Below are 16,341 nucleotides of genomic sequence, written 5' to 3'. Positions count from 1 at the left end.
CCGCCGCTGGGCCGGCTCGGACATGCCGAAGTGGGCCGGCAGCGTGTAGTCGGTGTGGGTCGTCCCGGCGTCGCGCCGCAGTCAGCGGTGTCCGCATGGACACGGCGCCGCGCTCGTTCATCCACCCCGCCTGATCTGGGCGAGGATCGTCGGGTCGGTGATCTTCGTGTCGTCGGCGAGCAGCAGCGCCTTGCTGAGGATCACCGACAACCGCTCGTCCTCGAACGGCAGGAACACCCGCTCCCAGTAGGCCCGTGCGGGGCCCCGGTCGGTCCAGTCGGGGTCGGCCGCGATGGAGGTCACGCCGACGAAGAGGTCCACGTCGCGCATGGCCTCACTGAACACCAGCGGCGGTACCTCGCTGAGCGGCGCCTCCTGCCAGGCTCCCGCCACGCGGCGGGTGAAGCGCACCTGGTCGGTGGCGGCGAGCAGGTCGTCACCCGCCCAGTCCGCGAGCGCGTGATGGAAGGAGGCCCGCCACTCCCCCGCGCCGAGGGTCCGCTGGGCCACATCCTCCGCGCCGCCGTCCCAGGGGCCGAGCCGGTCGCTCGCCCAGCCCCGGGCCCGGAACAGCGCGAACATCCGGTGGTAGTGGACGAGGTGGGCGGCGAAGCGGTTGGAGTGGACGCCCGTCGCCTCCTCGGCCGGGGTGAGGAGGTAGATCTCACGGAACGCCTGTTTGAACGGCTGCCGTATCTGCCGGTCGACCAGCAGGTCCCGCCAGGCCTGCACGACGTCCGGCGCGGACCGGATGGGGTGCCACAGCCGTACGCCGACGCCGTCGGGCGCGTCCGGCAACTCTCCTGCCTCCGGCAGCACGGCCTCCCACACCCCCGGCGCGACCTCGACCTCCCAGATCAGCCGGCGCACGACCGTCCGGGCCAGCGGATGCCCGGCGAGTTCGGCACGCCACCTGCCGTACGGATGGACGGCGTCGACCGTGAACCCACCCTCCAACGCCCGGGCGAGGGTGAGGAGATGGGCGTCCACGCGCTTGACCAGGTCGCGTACCTCCTTCACCAAGGCGGGCCGGTCACGGCGGACGCGTGCCGGGACACCGCGCAGAGGCCGACCATCCTTGTGCCAGGTCAGCACGGCGCTCCCGTCGACCGTCACCGCAGCGGTGTAACCGTCACCGGCGTCCACCCGCAGCACACCGTCCTCGTCGAAGCCCAGGGAAGGGAGCCGCAGGGCCACGTCCGTGCGCTCGGCGAGGGCGGCGTCGACCTTCTTGAGCATCTTGTCGAGTTGCTTGGGAACCCCGGCGTGCCGGACCGTCCCACGGACCGTCCGTATCGCGCTCACCAGCTCGGGGGTCGGGAACTCCTGGGCGGCGCGCACGAGTTCGTACAGGAGCGCCTGGGAGGGGAGGGTCCTGGCCGTGGTGGGGGCGACCGAGATGCCGGGGAGCAGGCGGTCGAGGAGAGACGGCAGCCAGGGTTCGTCACGGTGGAGGGCCACGCGCGCGGCACGCCCGAGCGTGCTGGCCTCCCGGGCGGCGAACAGCTTCTCCGCGCGATAGGGGATCTCCCCTTTGTGGAGCGCGTCGGCACGGTCGGCGGCAGCCACCAGCGCGCGCCGCGCGAACGCCTCGTAGGCGGGGATCCCCGCCAGCCTCGCCCACGCGTCCGCGTGGACCGGCGGCGCGGTGAACGAGCCGGCCTGTTCGACCTCGGCCACCAACGCCCGTTCGACCGGGGCGAGGCCGGTGACGACCGTGATCTCGTCCAGGGCGATCGGACCCGCGTCGCGGCCGAACCACTCCACCACGGCCCGCGACGACTCACCGTCGGCGAGCCCCGCCACCGTGAGCAGGGCGTACGGCTGGGTCATACGCTCCGCCTCCAGCGCGAACTCGGTCAGGACACGGGCCGGTTCGGCCAGGTCCGGCAGCGGGCCCGTACACCGCAGCACCGCACCGACCGCCAGGGAGAGGTCGGCCCACTGCCGCTCCTCGATGCCCGTGACGAGCGCCGCGAACATCCGGCGGCACGCCTCGGCCGTGTCGTTGTCGAGGTCCATGCCGCGATCATGGCACCCCCCACTGACAACGCCCTTCCGGCTCCGGACCCGTACCGCTTCCCGGCTCCGGGCCGGCCCCCCCTGTCACCCCCCTCGGCTAGAGTCTGCGCGTCCCCGGTCAGATGTTCTGCCGCGGGTGGGCTGCGGTGGGGGCTGGGCGGGATGGCGTACGACGGTGTGGACCTCGACGGTTACACGATCGAGGGGGTGCTGGGCCGGGGCGGGTTCGCCACGGTGTACCGGGCGCGGCAGCTCGCCGTGGGCCGGGAGGTGGCGCTCAAGGTCGACGGCCGGGTGCTGGACACGCCCCGCGACCGGCAGCGGTTCATGCGGGAGGTCACCGCGGCCGGGCAGCTGTCCGGGCATCCGCACGTGGTGCCGGTGTACGACGCCGGGGTGCTCGCGGACAACCGCCCTTACATGGTGCTGGAGTTGTGTCCCGGCGGATCCCTGGGCGAGCGGATCCGCCGGGAGGGTCCGCTGTCCGTGAAGGAGGCGCGGGACATCGGCGTGGGCATAGCCGACGCGGTGGCCGCGGCGCACGCGGCCGGGGTGCTGCACCGGGACATCAAGCCGGGCAACATCCTGGTCAACCGGTACGGCGGGGTCGCGCTCGCCGACTTCGGGCTGGCGGCCATGCCCCGGCCCGACCGGGAGCTCTCGGTCACCCGCGAGGCGCTCACGCCCGCGTACGCGCCGCCCGAGGCCTTCCACCGGGCCGACCCGACCCCCGCCGCAGACGTGTACTCCCTCGCCGCCACGCTCTACGCCCTGTTGCTGGGCCGTCCGCCGCACCACCCCGAGGACGGCGGCCAGTTGAGCCTGGCCGAGCTCATCGTGCGGCACACCTGGCCCTACCCCGAACTCCCCACCGTCCCCACGGCGTTGAACCAGGTCCTACGGCACGCCCTGGCGGCGGATCCGACCCTGCGCCTCTCCGACGCCGGCGCCCTGCGCGACGCCCTGGCGGCCGTGGACGTGGACGCCGACGAACGTCCCATCGGCTTCGGACCGGCCCCCAGCATGAACGTCCGCCCCGAAGCGGCACCTCCCGCCACTGCGTTGCCGGCCCCGCCCGCGGCGACGACGGTGAACTCGACCAAGACTCGCCGTACTTGGCTGATCGCCGCGCTCGCGGTGGTGGCGGTCTCGGTCACAGTGACCGTCACCGTGGTGGTCAACCAGCGTGGGCAGTCGGGCGATTCGGCATCCGGCACCAAATCGACCCCCTCGTCCGACAGTTCCGCCACTTCCGCCAGTTCCGCCGACAAGGCGAACGCGGCCTTCGGCGGTGTGGCCACCACCACCGACAACTGCCCCGCCGCCTCGGTCCCCGACGTCGGCGGCCGCTGTGTCACCACCCCGGAGTGCTGGAGCGGCATCACCGACATCTCCGGGAACGTGACGGTCAGCGCCGCCGACTGTCACACCAAGCACGTCTGGGAGACGTTCGCGATCGCCCCGCTGCCCTCGGACGGGATGACGAACAACGCCCGCGATCTGATCCGCCACCCCGACGTGAAGGCGCTGTGCTCGCAGCGGATCATGGCCAAGTCCCGGACGGCCGCCGGTACCGCGGCCGCCGCCGAGTGGAACGTAGACATCATCCCCCCGTCCACCACCCAGTGGGCCGACGGCCTGCGTGTCTTCCGCTGCGTCGCCGCAGCCACGACGGACGACGGCGAGATCACCGGCAACAACTTCCGCTCGGGCGGCTGAGGCCGTGAGACGCCCTTGACACTCGCGGGGGCGGTCGACGTACGTTGAATCAGCAATCTTCTGACGGGTGGAGGCCCACGATGCACGCAGCCGGCGCGACCCCACGGGGTGTGTGCACCGGTGCGCGGCTGATCACCCGGCGGCATGTCGACTACTGCCGCACCTCCTCCGCGGTCTGTCCTTCCGCACACGTGTGAACACGTCTGAACACGTCTGACCCCCGCCGGCCCGCCCCGCCGGCCGTCTCGTCGTGGCCGTACACCCAGGCCCCCGCGCCTTGAGCCGTACGGCCGCGAGTCCGCGTGTGTCTCGGAAGGAACCCCCTTGTCCGGCTCAGCCCTGCACCTCGCCGTCGAGATCGACGGCGACGGCGCCCACCCCGCGGCCTGGCGCCGCGCCGCCCACTCGCCCGACCGGTTGCTCACCCCGCGCCGGGTGTCCCGGGTCGCCGCCGCGGCGGAGAACGCCGGGTTCACCCTGATCACCCTCGACGACGGTGTGCTGCCGCCCGGAACCGGCCCGGACCCCGTGGGCCGTATCGGCGCGGTGGAGCGTGCGGCGTTCGTCGCCGCGTCCACGAGCACGATCGGGATCGCGCCCGTCGTCCCGCTCACGTATGCCGAACCCTTCCATGTCTCCGGCCAGTTGGCGTCTCTGGACCACATCTCGGCGGGCCGTGCCGGGTGGGTGGTGACGGAGGAGGAGCGGCCCGAGGCGGCGCGCGCCTGGGGGCGCCCCCTCGTCGACGGCGCCGAGGCGCGGGGCCGGGAGTCCCGGGACGGGGTGGAGGTGGCGCGGGCGCTGTGGGACTCGTGGGAGGACGACGCGGTCGTCCGGTCCGTGGCCACCAGCCGCTACCTCGACCGCGACCGGCTCCACTACATCGACTTCACTGGAGAGACGTACGCCGTCAAGGGCCCGGCGATCGTGCCGCGCCCGCCGCAGGGGCAGCTCGTCGTCCTGGGCCGCCCGGACCGGGTGCCCGCGGACCTGCTCGACGTCGCCCTGGTGGAGGGCCGTGACCTCCAAGCGGTCGCCTCGGCCGCCGCCAAGGCCGGTACGCCCCGGGTCCTCGCCGAGGTCGAGGTGGCGCTGGACACCCCGGACGCCACGGCCGCCGAGCGCGTCGCCGATCTGGAGCGGCACGCCCCGTGGGCCGACCGGGGCAGACTGCGGCACATCGGACCGGCGGAGCAACTGGTCTCCCTGCTCCAGGAGTTGAGCAGTTACGTCGACGGCGTACGACTGCGTCCACTGGTGCTCGACGAGGACCTGCCCGTCCTCTCCCGGCTTGTGCTGCCCGCCCTGTCGGAGCGCCGTCTGGTCGCCCGGCCGCTGCCCGGCACGTCGCTGCGCTCGACCCTGGGTCTGGAGCGCCCCGCCAACCGCTTCGCGGCCGCGACTGTCACGCCCGTTGCGTCCGTCGCATCCGCCCAGGAGGAACTCCGATGACCCGCACCGATCCCCTCGACGTCCCCCGGCCGGACGCCCAGCTGCACTTCGGGGTGTTCTTCCAGGGCGTGAACCACTGGACCATCTGGTCGGCCCCCGAGAGCGGTTCCCAGATCGATCCGGCCTCCTTCCGCAAGGTCGCGCAGACCGCCGAACGGGGCCTGTTCGACGCGTTCTTCCTCGGGGAGGGGCTCCGGCTGCGCGAGGTCGACGGGCGGATCCACGACCTCGACGTGGCCGGGCGCCCGGACGCGATCACCCAGCTCGCGGCGCTGGCCGCGGTCACCCGCCGGATCGGCCTGGTCTCCACCTCCAACTCCACCTTCAACGAGCCCGCCGACCTCGCCCGCCGCCTCTCCGGCCTCGACCTCCTCTCCGAGGGCCGCGCCGGCTGGAACGTGGTGACCACCGACAACGCCTGGACCGGCGCCAACTTCCGGCGCGGCGGCTACCTCGACCACGCCGACCGCTACCGGCGCGCCGAGGAGTTCCTCACCGTGGCCCGCGCCCTCTGGGACGGCTGGGAGGACCGAGCGATCGCCGACACGCGGGACGCGCCCGCGTGGTCCGCGCCCGGTGCCGTACGCCAAGTGCGCCACCGGGGGCCGCAGTTCGACGTCGATCTCGCGCCGACGCTGCCGCGCAGCGCCCAGGGGCACCCGGTGATCTTCCAGGCCGGTGACTCCGGAGAGGGGCGCGACTTCGCCGCCCGCAACGCCGACGTGATCTTCTCCGCGCACGGCGACGACTTCGACGACGCGCTCACCTTCGCCCAGGACATCCGCACCCGGCTGCGCGCCGTCGGACGGCCCGACGACGATCTGCGGATCCTGCCCGGCACCGAGATCATCATCGGCGCCACCGAGGCGGAGGCCGAGGAGAAGAAGCGCTGGATCCGGCTCCAACAGGTCACTCCCGCAACCGCGTTGGGGATCGCCGGGCTGCTGTGGGGCATCGATCTGTCCGGCCGGGACGCCAACGGTCCGCTGCCGAAGGAGGATCCGGTCGTCGCCGAGAACGACGGCTCGTTCGGCGCGCGCCGTATCACCGACCCGCGGGCGGTCGTGGCCGAGTGGCGGGCCAAGGCGGAGGCGCACGGCTGGTCGCTGCGCGAGACCGTCATCGCGCTGGGCCCACAGCGCGGCCACGTGGGCACCCCGGCCGGCCTGGCCGACAAGTTCGCCCACTTCGTACGGCACGGCGCGGTCGACGGTTTCAACGTCACGCCGTATCTGATCCCCGACGGGCTCGACGACATCGTCGACCTGCTCGTCCCGGAGCTCCAGGAACGCGGGGTCTACCGCACCGAGTACACCGGCGGCACCCTCCGCGACCATCTCGGCCTGCGCGAGCCCCTCACCCGCCGGTCCGCGCCGGACCACCGGCAGGCGGGCTGACGGCACCACAGGGCGTAAGGCGCGCATGACGACGAGACACGCATGACGAAGGAGTACGCATGACCACCGAAGCGACATCGACAGACCTCCACGCCTTCACCGAGCACTGGCTGGACTGGTACCGCACCCAGGACGCGCGGCTGGCGGACCCGCACGGCTTCCTGGCCGTCACCGGCCTGTACTGGCTCGACGAGCGGCCGCAGCGCTTCCCGGACGCGCCCGGAGCCTGGCGCACCGGCCCCGACGGGGTCGTGGTGGACCTCGACGAGGGCGAGGAACTCCTCGTCGACGGCAACCCGGCCCGCGGCGAGCACCGCTTCGGCGTGCTGCCCGAGCGCGGTGGCGTCAACGCGGTCTGGGGCGACGCCGTGATCGAGGTCGCCAAGCGCGGCGGCAACGACATCGTGCGCCCCCGGCATCCGGACGCGCCGCTGCGCACCGCGTTCACCGGGACACCCGCCTACGCCCCGGACCCGCGCTGGGTCGTGACGGGTCGTTACGTGCCCTTCGACGCGCCGCGGCCGACCACCGTGGGCGCCGCGGTCGAGGGTCTCGAGCACGTCTACGACGCTCCGGGCCGGGTCGAGTTCGAGCTGGAGGGGCGGCAGTTGGCGCTGACCGCGTTCCCCGGCCGGGGTGCGGGCGCGCTGACGGTGCTGTTCACGGACGCAACCTCGGGTGTCACGACGTACGCCGCCAACCGGTCCCTGTCCGTCGAACCGCCCGCCTCCGACGGCACGGTCGTCCTGGACTTCAACCGCGCGGCCAACCTGCCCTGCGCCTATACCGACTTGGCCACCTGCCCGCTGCCCCCGGCCGAGAACCGGCTGCCGGTGGCGATCGAGGCGGGCCTCAAGATCCCCCGGGAGCGCGGCGGTTCATGAGCCGTCTCACGCTCCGGATCCGCCATTGACGTACGACGAAACCGCTCCGTACGATCACAAAAGGCATGGAGTGTCAGCGTCAAGCCCTGGCTCGCTGACCGGCAACCCTCCTACGCGGTGGGGTGCTCCAGGTGAAAGCCCGGCGGGGATCGCCGATGATCCCCGCAAGCGCGTGGCCCCGTGAGCGGGGCCGGAAGTGGGGAGGACCGGCATGCGGCACAGCGCCTCGTTCGCCCTCGCCACCGTGTTCTCCCGGCTGGCGCGCCGCCGCCACATCGATCTGAAGCGCTCGACCAGCTGCCTCTGTCAGGCCTGACGAACCCCCGTCGCCGGTCGTGATCCGGCACGCCCCGGTCGTCGTCGCACCTGTCTGCGTCTGACCTCAGCTTCCCCCTGCGCGCATGCGCCGCCGCACCTCGTACGGCACCGCCCTGCCTGGTGACACCAGTAGGAGACCCCTCCGTGAACGCACTTCCGGCTTTCAGATCCCCCCGATGGGCGGCGGCCACCGCCCTCCTGACCACCAGCGTGCTGCTGACCGCCTGCGGTTCGGGCACCTCCGGTTCCGGCACCGGCGGCGGCGCGCCGAAGTCCGGCGGCACCCTGACCTTCGCGGTGGGGTCGGACGCCGGCTGCGTCGACCCGCAGCAGGTCGCCAGCAACGAGACCATCTACTCGGTACGTCAGGTCGTGGACTCCCTGACCGACCAGGACCCGAAGACCGGCAAGATCGTGCCGTGGCTCGCGAAGAGCTGGGACATCAGCGCCGACACCCGGACGTTCACCTTCCATCTGCGGTCGGGGGTCACCTTCAGCGACGACTCGAAGCTGACCGCGCAGGTGGTCAAGGACAACTTCGACGCCGTGCCGAAGCTCGGCGCCCTCGGGACCCTGGCCGAGGGGTATCTGAGCGGCGTCAAGAGCACCACGGTCGTCGACCCGCTCACCGTCCGGGTGACCTTCGCGCAACCCAACGCCCAGTTTCTGCAGGCCACTTCGACCCACTCGCTGGGCATCGAGTCGTCGGCGAGCGTGAAGAGGACACCGCAGCAGAAGTGCAGTGACGGCGTGATCGGGTCCGGGCCCTTCGTGCTCAAGCAGTACGTCCAGAACCAGTCGATCACCCTCGCCAAGCGCACCGGGTACGCCTGGGGTTCCTCGCTGTGGGCCAAGAAGGGCGAGGCGTACCTGGACAAGCTGGTCTTCAAGGTCGTACCGGAGCCGGGGGTACGGGCGGGCAGTCTGCAGTCCGGCCAGGTGGACGCGATCAGCAGCGTCGGCAGGGCCAACGAGGCGGCGCTCAAGGGCGGTCAGGTCACCCTGCTGCGACGGGCCAACCCCGGCATCGTGTTCGGCCTCGGCCTCAACCAGTCCCGGCCGGTCCTCAAGGACACCAGGGTGCGCCAGGCGATCCTGTACGCCGTCGACCGGCAGCAGATCGCCGACACCGTCTTCCCGACCGGCACCCAGGCGGCCACCAGCGTCCTCGCCCACACCACACCCGACTACACGAACCTCGCCTCCAGCCTCTCCTTCGACGCGGCCAAGGCGAAGTCCCTGCTGGACGAGGCGGGTTGGAAGACCGGTGCCGACGGCATCCGGGTGAAGGACGGCAAGAAGCTGAGCCTGGCCATCACCTGGATCCCCAACGCGGCCACCAATCAGCCCGCGTTGGAGCTGATCCAGCAGCAACTCAAGGCCGTCGGCATCGAAGTGACCCTCAAGCAGGTCCAGGTCACCCAGCTGGCGCCGACGCTGCAGTCCGGCGACTACGACGCGGCCTGGGGGAACGTCACCCGTGCCGACCCGGACATCCTGCGCAGCTCCTTCTCCACCAAGCTGGCCAACTTCTACCGCGTCCCGGCCGGCGACCTGGACACCGAGCTGTCCGCTCAGGCGGCGACCAGCGAGACGGCCAAGCGCAAGGAACTGGTCACTCAGGCACAGCAGTTGATCGTGCAGAACGCCTCCTACGCGCCCGTGGTGGAGCTCCAGACCCAGCTCGGCGTGACGAACAAGGTGCACGACCTGAACTTCGACGCTTCCAGCCGGATCCAGCTGCACGACACCTGGATCGGCTGACCCGTGCGCCGCTATGTGATCAAACGGCTGGCCCAGGCGGTCGGGGTGCTGTGGGCCGCCTACACGGTCTCCTTCCTGGTGCTGGACTTCCTTCCCGGTGACCCGGTCACGGCGATGGCCAGTGCCGGGATGGACTCGGGACAGGTCGACCCGAAGCAACTGGCCGCCCTGCGCGCCGAGTACGGCTTCGACAGGCCCGTGCCGGCGCAGTACGCCGACTACCTGGGCCGGGCGGTGCGCGGGGACTTCGGCGACTCGGTGTCGACCGGCCGCCCGGTCACCGCCACGCTGGCCGACGCGCTGCCCCAGACTCTCCAGCTGACCGGCGCGGCCCTGCTGCTCGCGGTGGTCCTCGGCGGAGGTCTGGCGGTGGTGGCGACCTACACCTCCCAACGCTGGCTGCGGCAACTCCTGCTGTTGCTACCGCCGTTGGGGGTGTCCGTCCCGACCTTCTGGGTCGGCCTGCTGCTCGTGGAGACGTTCTCGTTCCGGCTGCACTGGTTCCCGGCCTTCGGCAACGACGGCCTCCGCGGACTGGTGCTGCCCGCCCTGACACTGGCGGTCCCGACCGGCGCGCAGGTGGCCCAGGTGCTCGCCAAGAGCCTGCTCACCGCGCTGGACCAGGCGTACGTGGAGACCGCGCGGGCCAAGGGCGCCGGGCGCTGGCGGGTTCACCTACGGCATGCGCTGCGCAACGCGTCCCTGCCCGCGCTGACGGTCGTCGGTCTCCTCGTGGGCCAGTTGATCGCCGGATCCGTGGTGGTGGAGACCGTGTTCTCCCGGGACGGCCTCGGCCGGGTGACCGCCGCGGCCGTCACGGTCCAGGACATCCCGGTGGTGCAGGGCGTGGTGGTGTTCGGGGCGCTGATCTTCGTGACGACGAACCTGCTCGTCGACCTGGTCTATCCGCTGCTCGACCCGCGGATCGTGGTGGCCTCGGAGAGAAGGGCGAGCTTCGCATGAGCCAGAGCATTGCCGACGTCGGCGTCGACGACCCGGCCGAGGCCGCTCTCGGCCTCGCCCGGCCGATCGACACCGGGACCGTTCCCGGAGGACCGGCACGTCGTGTCGACGTACGGCGGGTCACCCGGTTCCTGGTCCGCCGCCCGGGCCTCCTGCTCTCGGTCGCCGTCCTCGTGCTGGTGGTCCTGGCCTCCTTCTCGCCGGACCTGTTCACCTCGCAGGACCCGCTGAAGGGCGTGCCGTCGCAGAACTTCCGCGGGCCGAGCGGCGCGCATTGGTTCGGCACGGACGAGTTGGGCCGCGACGTGTTCACCCGGGTCGTCCACGGCGCCCAACTGTCCTTGAAAGCCACGCTCATTGCCGTGCTGGTCGCGTTCGTGCTCGGCGGACTGCTCGGCGTGGTCGCCGGGTTCGTGGGCCGCTGGGTCGACGACGTGCTGATGCGCTTCGTCGACGTCCTCCTGTCCATCCCGGCGCTGTTCCTGTCCCTGGCCCTCGTCACCGCGCTCGGCTACGGCACGGTGAAGGTGGCCGTCGCGGTCGGCATCGCCAGCGTCGCCTCCTTCGCCCGGGTGGCCCGCGCCGAGGTACTGCGGGTGCGGCAGGCGGTGTTCGTCGAGGCGTCCCGCTCCTGCGGGGCCCGCTGGTACTCGGTGCTGGGCCGGCACGTCCTGCCCAACGCGGCGGGCCCGGTGATCGTCCTGGCCACCCTGGACTTCGGCGCCTCCATCCTCGCCGTGTCCGCACTGAGCTTCCTCGGCTACGGCGCTCCCCCGCCGGCCCCGGAGTGGGGCACGTTGATCTCCGACGGCCGCAACTACCTCGCCAACGCCTGGTGGTTGACGGCGCTGCCGGGACTGGCGATCGCCGCGACCGTGCTGGCCACCAACCGCATCGCCCGGGCGCTGGACGGCGAATGGTCCCGGCAGCGATGACCGACGAACACGCCGAGAGCGGTGACGACGTGAGCACACCCCTGCTGGAGATACGCGGTCTGTCCGTGTCGTACGCCACGCGCGGGGGCACGGTCCCCGCTGTGCGGGGCGTGGACCTCGACGTGTGGCCGGGTCAAGTGACCGCCGTGGTGGGCGAGTCGGGGTCCGGCAAGAGCACGACCGCGCACGCGATCACCCGGCTCCTGCCGGGCAACGGAGGTATCGAGGCGGGCACGGTCCGCTTCGGCCGGCACGACCTCGCGACGCTGTCGGAAGCGGAGTTGCGCACGGTACGCGGGGCGCGGATCGGTCTGGTCCCGCAGGACCCGTCGGTGTCGCTCAACCCGGTCGCGCGGATCGGTGACCAGGTCGCCGAGGTGCTGCGCATCCACGGTCTGGCGACCCGGCGTTCGGCCCCGGCCGAGGCGATCGCCGTGCTCGACCGGGCCGGGCTGCCCGACGCCGCCGTACGGGCCCGGCAGTACCCGCACGAGCTCTCCGGCGGCATGCGGCAGCGGGCTCTGATCGCCGTCGCCATCGCCGCGAAGCCGGAGTTGATCATCGCCGACGAGCCGACCAGCGCGCTCGACGTGACCGTGCAGCGGGTGATCCTCGACCATCTTCAGCGGCTGACCGAGGAGTCGAGCACCGCCGTGCTGCTGGTGACCCATGACCTCGGGGTCGCCGCCGACCGGTCCCAGCGCCTGGTGGTCATGTCGCAGGGCAGGGTGGTCGAGGCGGGCCCGACCGACGAGATCCTGGCCGACCCGCAGCACGCGTACACCCGCCAACTCCTGGCCAGCGCACCGAGCTTGACGACCGCCCGGCCCCGCACCCCGGTCTCCGCCCCCGAAGCCGATACCGCTCCGCTGGTCGAAGTCCGCAATCTGGTCAAGGAGTTCAGGCTCCCCCGCGCCGGGGACGGACCACGGACCCTGCGCGCGGTGGACGACGTCAGCTTCACCCTCCACCGCGGCCGGACCCTCGCCCTGGTCGGCGAGTCCGGGTCGGGCAAGTCCACCACCGCCCGGCTGACGCTCCGCCTGACCGACGCGACCGCCGGGCAGGTCCTGTTCGACGGCACCGACGTCACCACCGCGCGCGGCAACCGGGCCAGGGAGCTGCGCCGCCGCGCCCAGCTCGTCTACCAGAACCCGTACGCCTCCCTCGACCCGCGCTTCTCCATCGGCGAGGTGATCACCGAGCCGCTGCGCGCCTTCAGGGTCGGCGACCGCGCCTCCCGGCTGGAGCGGGCCCGGGAACTCCTCGACCGGGTGGCGCTTCCCGCGGCCACGCTGGAGCGCAGGCCGGCCGAGCTGTCCGGTGGTCAGCGGCAGCGGGTGGCGATCGCCCGCGCGCTCGCCCTCTCCCCCGACCTGGTGGTCTGCGACGAGCCCGTCTCCGCGCTCGACGTGTCCGTGCAGGCCCAAGTCCTGGAGCTGCTCGCCGAGTTGCAGGACGACACGGGTGTGGCGTACCTCTTCATCTCCCACGACCTGGCCGTCGTACGGCAGATCGCGCACGAGGTCGCCGTGATGCGGGCCGGTCGGATCGTGGAGACGGGCCCGCCGGAGGAGTTGTTCACGCGCCCCCGCCACGAGTACACCCGCGAGCTGCTCGCGGCGATCCCCGGCGGGCATGGCCCGTCCCCCGCCGACGAGTCCGCCAACGAGTCTGTCGCGAGCCGAGAGCCGGTGTGAGCACGGTCGCCGTACCGCGCCCCGCAGAGGAGTGCCCACAAGGGCGGCCCGTGTCTCGCGGTGCCAGCCGGCGTCCGCCCAGCGACCGCGCCGGAACCCGTCCCCCATTTACGCTCGCCCCAGGGACAGGCTGGTCGACCTGTTTCGCGCAGGCAATCGCCGATTCCGGCCGGGCGCACCGCAGTTACCGAGGGTAGGACGAGCCCCGGCCCGGCCTCTGAAATCGAAGCCGACTACGGCATCGGCTCGCCACTACCGCCTCTCGTCGGGGCCCCCGGTCCCTCCGGCCGTGTACCGGACGCCGAAGGCGAACGCACGGCTTCGGCCGGGTTCCAGGGCGAGAGCGGCGGCGTGTTCCGGCCGGTTGAAGGCGTTGGTCATGGTCTCGACGGGTTCGAGGGCGATGGAGGCACGGCGGTCGCGGGCCAGGGTGTCACCGGTGAAGACGTGCAGGTAACCACTGTGCTGCCACACGCGCAGCTCCTCGCCGGACGCCGGGTCGCTCAGGACCGTCTCGATCCGGCCGGCGGGGCCGGGGAGGAGGTCCGCGTAACAGGCGTCGATCACCGCGTCGCCCAGTCGTCGAGGCGTACGGAAATCCATGGCGGGGCGGCTGTCCAGGGGGATCCGGGCGTCCTCGCCGGGCAGCGGGAGGAGGGACGCGTCGGTGCGGATCAGGGTGCGTGCGGGGATGTGAAGGGTCAGCTCGTCGACGGGGTGCGCGAGGGTGAAGTAGGGATGCCAGCCCGCCGCGTAGGGAGCGGTGGTGGCGCCCACGTTCGTCGCGCGGATCTCGATGCTCAACTCGTCGGCGGAGAGCGTGTATGCGACGGTGAGGTCGATGGCGAAGGGGTAGCCGGGGTACGCGCCCGGCCGGATGCTCGTGGTGTGCAGGAGCATCCGGGCGGAGTCCGGTGTCGTGGTGGCGTGGGTGAGTTCGAAGGGAGCCTCGCGGGCGAAGCCGTGGTAGACGAGCCGGTCACCGCGGTGGCCGGGGAGCAGGTCGTGATCGTGGCCGTCGTAGTGGTAGCGGCCGTCGGCCACGCGGTTGGGGAAGGGGGCCAGCAGGCCTGCGCGTACCCCGTCCTGGGAGAGGAGTTCCTTCTCGTCGCGGTAGCCGTCCGTCAGCTCGGTCGGGCGGCCGGTCTCCGCGCGCCCGACCTGCCAGCTCAGCAGGGTCGCGCCGTGCAGGGCGAGCACGGCGCGTGCCGAGTCGTCGGGTGCTGAGACGACGAGGGTGGGTTCGCCGCCGAGGCGGCTCTCGGTGATCCGGTACTCGGCGGTCATGCCCGTCTGCTTCCTTCAGCTCGCTTCGGGGGCGAGCTTCTTCGCGCCCGTCATGATGGCCACCGCGTCCTCCATGGAGTACGCGTCGGGGGTGATGACGCCCGCGCAGCCGCCGAGCCGCTGGATGTGGATGCGGTCGGCGACCTCGAAGACGTTGGGCATGTTGTGGCTGATGAGAATGACGCCGAGGCCCTGGTCGCGCAGGTCGCGGACGAGTTTGAGGACCTGGCCGGTCTCGCGGACGCCGAGGGCGGCGGTGGGTTCGTCGAGGATGACGACCCGGCCGCCGAAGGCGGCGGTGCGGGCGACGGCGACGGACTGGCGCTGGCCGCCGGAGAGCGTCTCGACCGCCTGGTTGATGTTCTGCAGGGTGCCGATACCGAGCCGCTTGATGTGGTCGGCGGCCTGCTTCTTCATCTCCCCGGTGTCGAGCATGCGGAACACCGAGCCGAGGATGCCCTTGCGGCGGATCTCGCGGGCGAGGAAGAGATTGCTCGCGATGTCCAGTGCGGGCGAGACGGCGAGGGTCTGGTAGACGGTCTCGATGCCGACGTCGCGGGCGTCCTGCGGCCGCTTGAAGGTGACCTCCTTGCCGTCGACCAGGATGCTGCCCCGGTCGGGGACGAGGGCTCCGGACAGGCACTTGATGAGGGTGGACTTGCCGGCGCCGTTGTCGCCGATGACGGCGAGCACTTCGCCGGGGTACAGGGTGAGGTCTACGTCGTTGAGACCGACGACCCTGCCGAAGACCTTGACCAGGCTCTTGGCCTCGAGAACGGGGGCGCTCGTCACGACTTCACACTCCGGATCCACTGGTCGACGGAGACAGCCGCGATCACCAGGACGCCGACTGCGAGGACTTGGTAGTTGGGGTCGATGCCGGCCAGCGCGAGGCCGTTGACGAAGACCTGCACGATGAGCGCGCCGATCAGCGAACCGAAGACCACCCCGCGTCCGCCGAACAGGCTCGTGCCACCGATCACGACGGCGGTGATGGACTGGAGGTTGGCGTTGAGACCGCTGTTGGGGTCGCCGCCGCCCACGCGGCCGACGAGGATCCAGGCGCCCACGGCGATGGCGAAGCCGCCGACCATGTAGGCGCTCAGCAGGACCCGGTTGACGGAGATACCGGCCAGGCGCGCGGCCTCGCTGTCGTCACCGACGGCGTAGAGATGGCGTCCCCAGGCGGTGTACCGCAGGGCGTAACCGATCACGACGTACAGGGCGATCATGAGCAGGACGCCGTTGGTCAGGTTCAGCTGGCCCAGCGAGACCGTGTTGGCCGTCCACATCAGGATGTCGCCCGGCTGGAGGGCGACCGTCTGGCCCTTGGCGTAGATGAGGGTGATCGCGGTGAAGACGCTGAGGGTGCCGAGGGTGACGATGAAGGGTGGCAGTTTGACCTTGGTCACCAGCAGGCCGTTGACGGCCTGGGCGGCGATCGCGACGACGGCCCCGGCGAGCAGGGCGAAGACTCCGGGCCAGTGGTTGTCCGCGACGAGCTTCGACATCAGCAGCGACGAGAGCACCATCACCGCGCCGATCGACAGGTCGATGCCGGCGGTGAGGATGATGACCGTCTGCCCGACGGCGAGCGAACCGATGACGGCCACCTGCTGGGCGACCAGTGACAGGTTCTGCAGCGCGTAGAAGCGCTCGTTCACCAGGGAGAACACGATGGCGGCGAGCACCAGGACGATGGCCGGGCTGAGAGCTGGCTGACGGTGCAGCACCGCGTGAATGCGCTGGCTGGGCGTGGCGGGCCTGTTGAGGAACTCCTCCGCCGGTGCCGGAGTGGCGTGGTCTTCCGCGCGAAGCCGCCGGGAGCACTCCTTCTTCCGGCGCGGTTCCAGACCATGTGACAAGACCGTCGGCGCTGTGGCGCCCGGTCTCCACGCCG

Annotated in this window: 12 protein-coding genes and 1 riboswitch; of the genes, 8 read left to right on the top strand and 4 right to left on the bottom strand. The window is 71.8% G+C overall.

Going from position 1 to position 16,341, the window contains the following annotated elements; all coding sequences use genetic code 11:
* Positions 1–117: 117 nt before the first annotated feature.
* Positions 118–2,022 carry a DUF4132 domain-containing protein gene (locus ABZ896_RS33180; protein ID WP_360937156.1) on the bottom strand — a complete coding sequence of 635 codons (1,905 nt, stop codon included), beginning with the start codon at positions 2,020–2,022 and terminating at the stop codon, positions 118–120.
* A gap of 162 nt (positions 2,023–2,184) precedes the next feature.
* On the opposite strand from ABZ896_RS33180, the gene ABZ896_RS33175 reads away from it, so the two are divergent.
* The 8 genes from ABZ896_RS33175 to ABZ896_RS33140 all read left to right on the top strand — a co-directional run bounded on the left by ABZ896_RS33175 (position 2,185) and on the right by ABZ896_RS33140 (position 13,154).
* Positions 2,185–3,741, top strand: coding sequence for a serine/threonine-protein kinase (locus ABZ896_RS33175; RefSeq protein WP_360937154.1), 1,557 nt, complete (start codon positions 2,185–2,187; stop codon positions 3,739–3,741).
* A 324-nt stretch (positions 3,742–4,065) separates the two neighbouring features.
* Positions 4,066–5,193, top strand: a complete 1,128-nt coding sequence (locus ABZ896_RS33170; protein WP_360937152.1) for an LLM class flavin-dependent oxidoreductase — start codon at positions 4,066–4,068, stop codon at positions 5,191–5,193.
* Entirely contained in the window at positions 5,190–6,590 is a 1,401-nt protein-coding gene (locus tag ABZ896_RS33165; protein WP_360937150.1) for an NtaA/DmoA family FMN-dependent monooxygenase, read from the top strand. Before ABZ896_RS33170 ends, ABZ896_RS33165 begins: the two co-directional genes overlap by 4 nt.
* A gap of 59 nt (positions 6,591–6,649) precedes the next feature.
* On the top strand, positions 6,650–7,474 hold the full coding sequence (locus ABZ896_RS33160) for a DUF1684 domain-containing protein (protein WP_360937148.1): 825 nt from the start codon (positions 6,650–6,652) through the stop codon (positions 7,472–7,474).
* Positions 7,475–7,536: 62 nt separating this feature from the next.
* Positions 7,537–7,651: riboswitch (SAM riboswitch) on the top strand.
* Positions 7,652–7,936: 285 nt separating this feature from the next.
* Complete coding sequence (locus ABZ896_RS33155) at positions 7,937–9,556, top strand: ABC transporter substrate-binding protein (RefSeq protein ID WP_360937146.1); 1,620 nt, start codon at positions 7,937–7,939, stop codon at positions 9,554–9,556.
* Positions 9,557–9,559: 3 nt separating this feature from the next.
* Positions 9,560–10,519, top strand: a complete 960-nt coding sequence (locus ABZ896_RS33150) for an ABC transporter permease (protein WP_360937144.1) — start codon at positions 9,560–9,562, stop codon at positions 10,517–10,519.
* On the top strand, positions 10,516–11,454 hold the full coding sequence (locus ABZ896_RS33145; RefSeq protein ID WP_360937142.1) for an ABC transporter permease: 939 nt from the start codon (positions 10,516–10,518) through the stop codon (positions 11,452–11,454). Before ABZ896_RS33150 ends, ABZ896_RS33145 begins: the two co-directional genes overlap by 4 nt.
* Positions 11,451–13,154 (top strand): ABC transporter ATP-binding protein, encoded by a 1,704-nt coding sequence (locus ABZ896_RS33140; RefSeq protein ID WP_360937140.1) that lies wholly within the window; start codon positions 11,451–11,453, stop codon positions 13,152–13,154. The genes ABZ896_RS33145 and ABZ896_RS33140 overlap by 4 nt, the downstream gene beginning before the upstream one ends.
* A 252-nt stretch (positions 13,155–13,406) precedes the next feature.
* On the opposite strand, the gene ABZ896_RS33135 is transcribed toward ABZ896_RS33140, so the two are convergent.
* The 3 genes from ABZ896_RS33135 to ABZ896_RS33125 are packed head-to-tail and all read right to left on the bottom strand — an operon-like array spanning position 13,407 to position 16,306.
* Positions 13,407–14,441, bottom strand: coding sequence for an aldose 1-epimerase (locus ABZ896_RS33135; protein WP_360937138.1), 1,035 nt, complete (start codon positions 14,439–14,441; stop codon positions 13,407–13,409).
* A gap of 15 nt (positions 14,442–14,456) precedes the next feature.
* The gene (locus ABZ896_RS33130) at positions 14,457–15,233 is read right to left on the bottom strand and encodes an ATP-binding cassette domain-containing protein (RefSeq protein WP_360937136.1); all 777 of its coding nucleotides are present in this window, start codon (positions 15,231–15,233) and stop codon (positions 14,457–14,459) included.
* The gene (locus ABZ896_RS33125; RefSeq protein WP_360937191.1) at positions 15,230–16,306 is read right to left on the bottom strand and encodes an ABC transporter permease; all 1,077 of its coding nucleotides are present in this window, start codon (positions 16,304–16,306) and stop codon (positions 15,230–15,232) included. The genes ABZ896_RS33130 and ABZ896_RS33125 overlap by 4 nt, the downstream gene beginning before the upstream one ends.
* Between the last annotated feature and the right edge of the window lie 35 nt (positions 16,307–16,341).

The sequence above is a fragment of the Streptomyces sp. NPDC047072 genome (assembly GCF_040643855.1).
Lineage (GTDB): Bacteria > Actinomycetota > Actinomycetes > Streptomycetales > Streptomycetaceae > Streptomyces.
The sequence above is the reverse complement of the archived record's forward strand: the minus strand, read 5'-3'. Positions and strand labels throughout refer to the sequence as shown.

What these genes read in the sequence shown, in the direction of transcription:
- ABZ896_RS33135 (WP_360937138.1), bottom strand. Translation starts at nt 14,441, where the DNA reads ATGACCGCCGAGTACCGGATCACCGAGAGCCGCCTCGGCGGCGAACCC.
- ABZ896_RS33175 (WP_360937154.1), top strand. Translation starts at nt 2,185, where the DNA reads ATGGCGTACGACGGTGTGGACCTCGACGGTTACACGATCGAGGGGGTG.
- ABZ896_RS33140 (WP_360937140.1), top strand. Translation starts at nt 11,451, where the DNA reads ATGACCGACGAACACGCCGAGAGCGGTGACGACGTGAGCACACCCCTG.
- ABZ896_RS33160 (WP_360937148.1), top strand. Translation starts at nt 6,650, where the DNA reads ATGACCACCGAAGCGACATCGACAGACCTCCACGCCTTCACCGAGCAC.
- ABZ896_RS33180 (WP_360937156.1), bottom strand. Translation starts at nt 2,022, where the DNA reads ATGGACCTCGACAACGACACGGCCGAGGCGTGCCGCCGGATGTTCGCG.
- ABZ896_RS33165 (WP_360937150.1), top strand. Translation starts at nt 5,190, where the DNA reads ATGACCCGCACCGATCCCCTCGACGTCCCCCGGCCGGACGCCCAGCTG.
- ABZ896_RS33145 (WP_360937142.1), top strand. Translation starts at nt 10,516, where the DNA reads ATGAGCCAGAGCATTGCCGACGTCGGCGTCGACGACCCGGCCGAGGCC.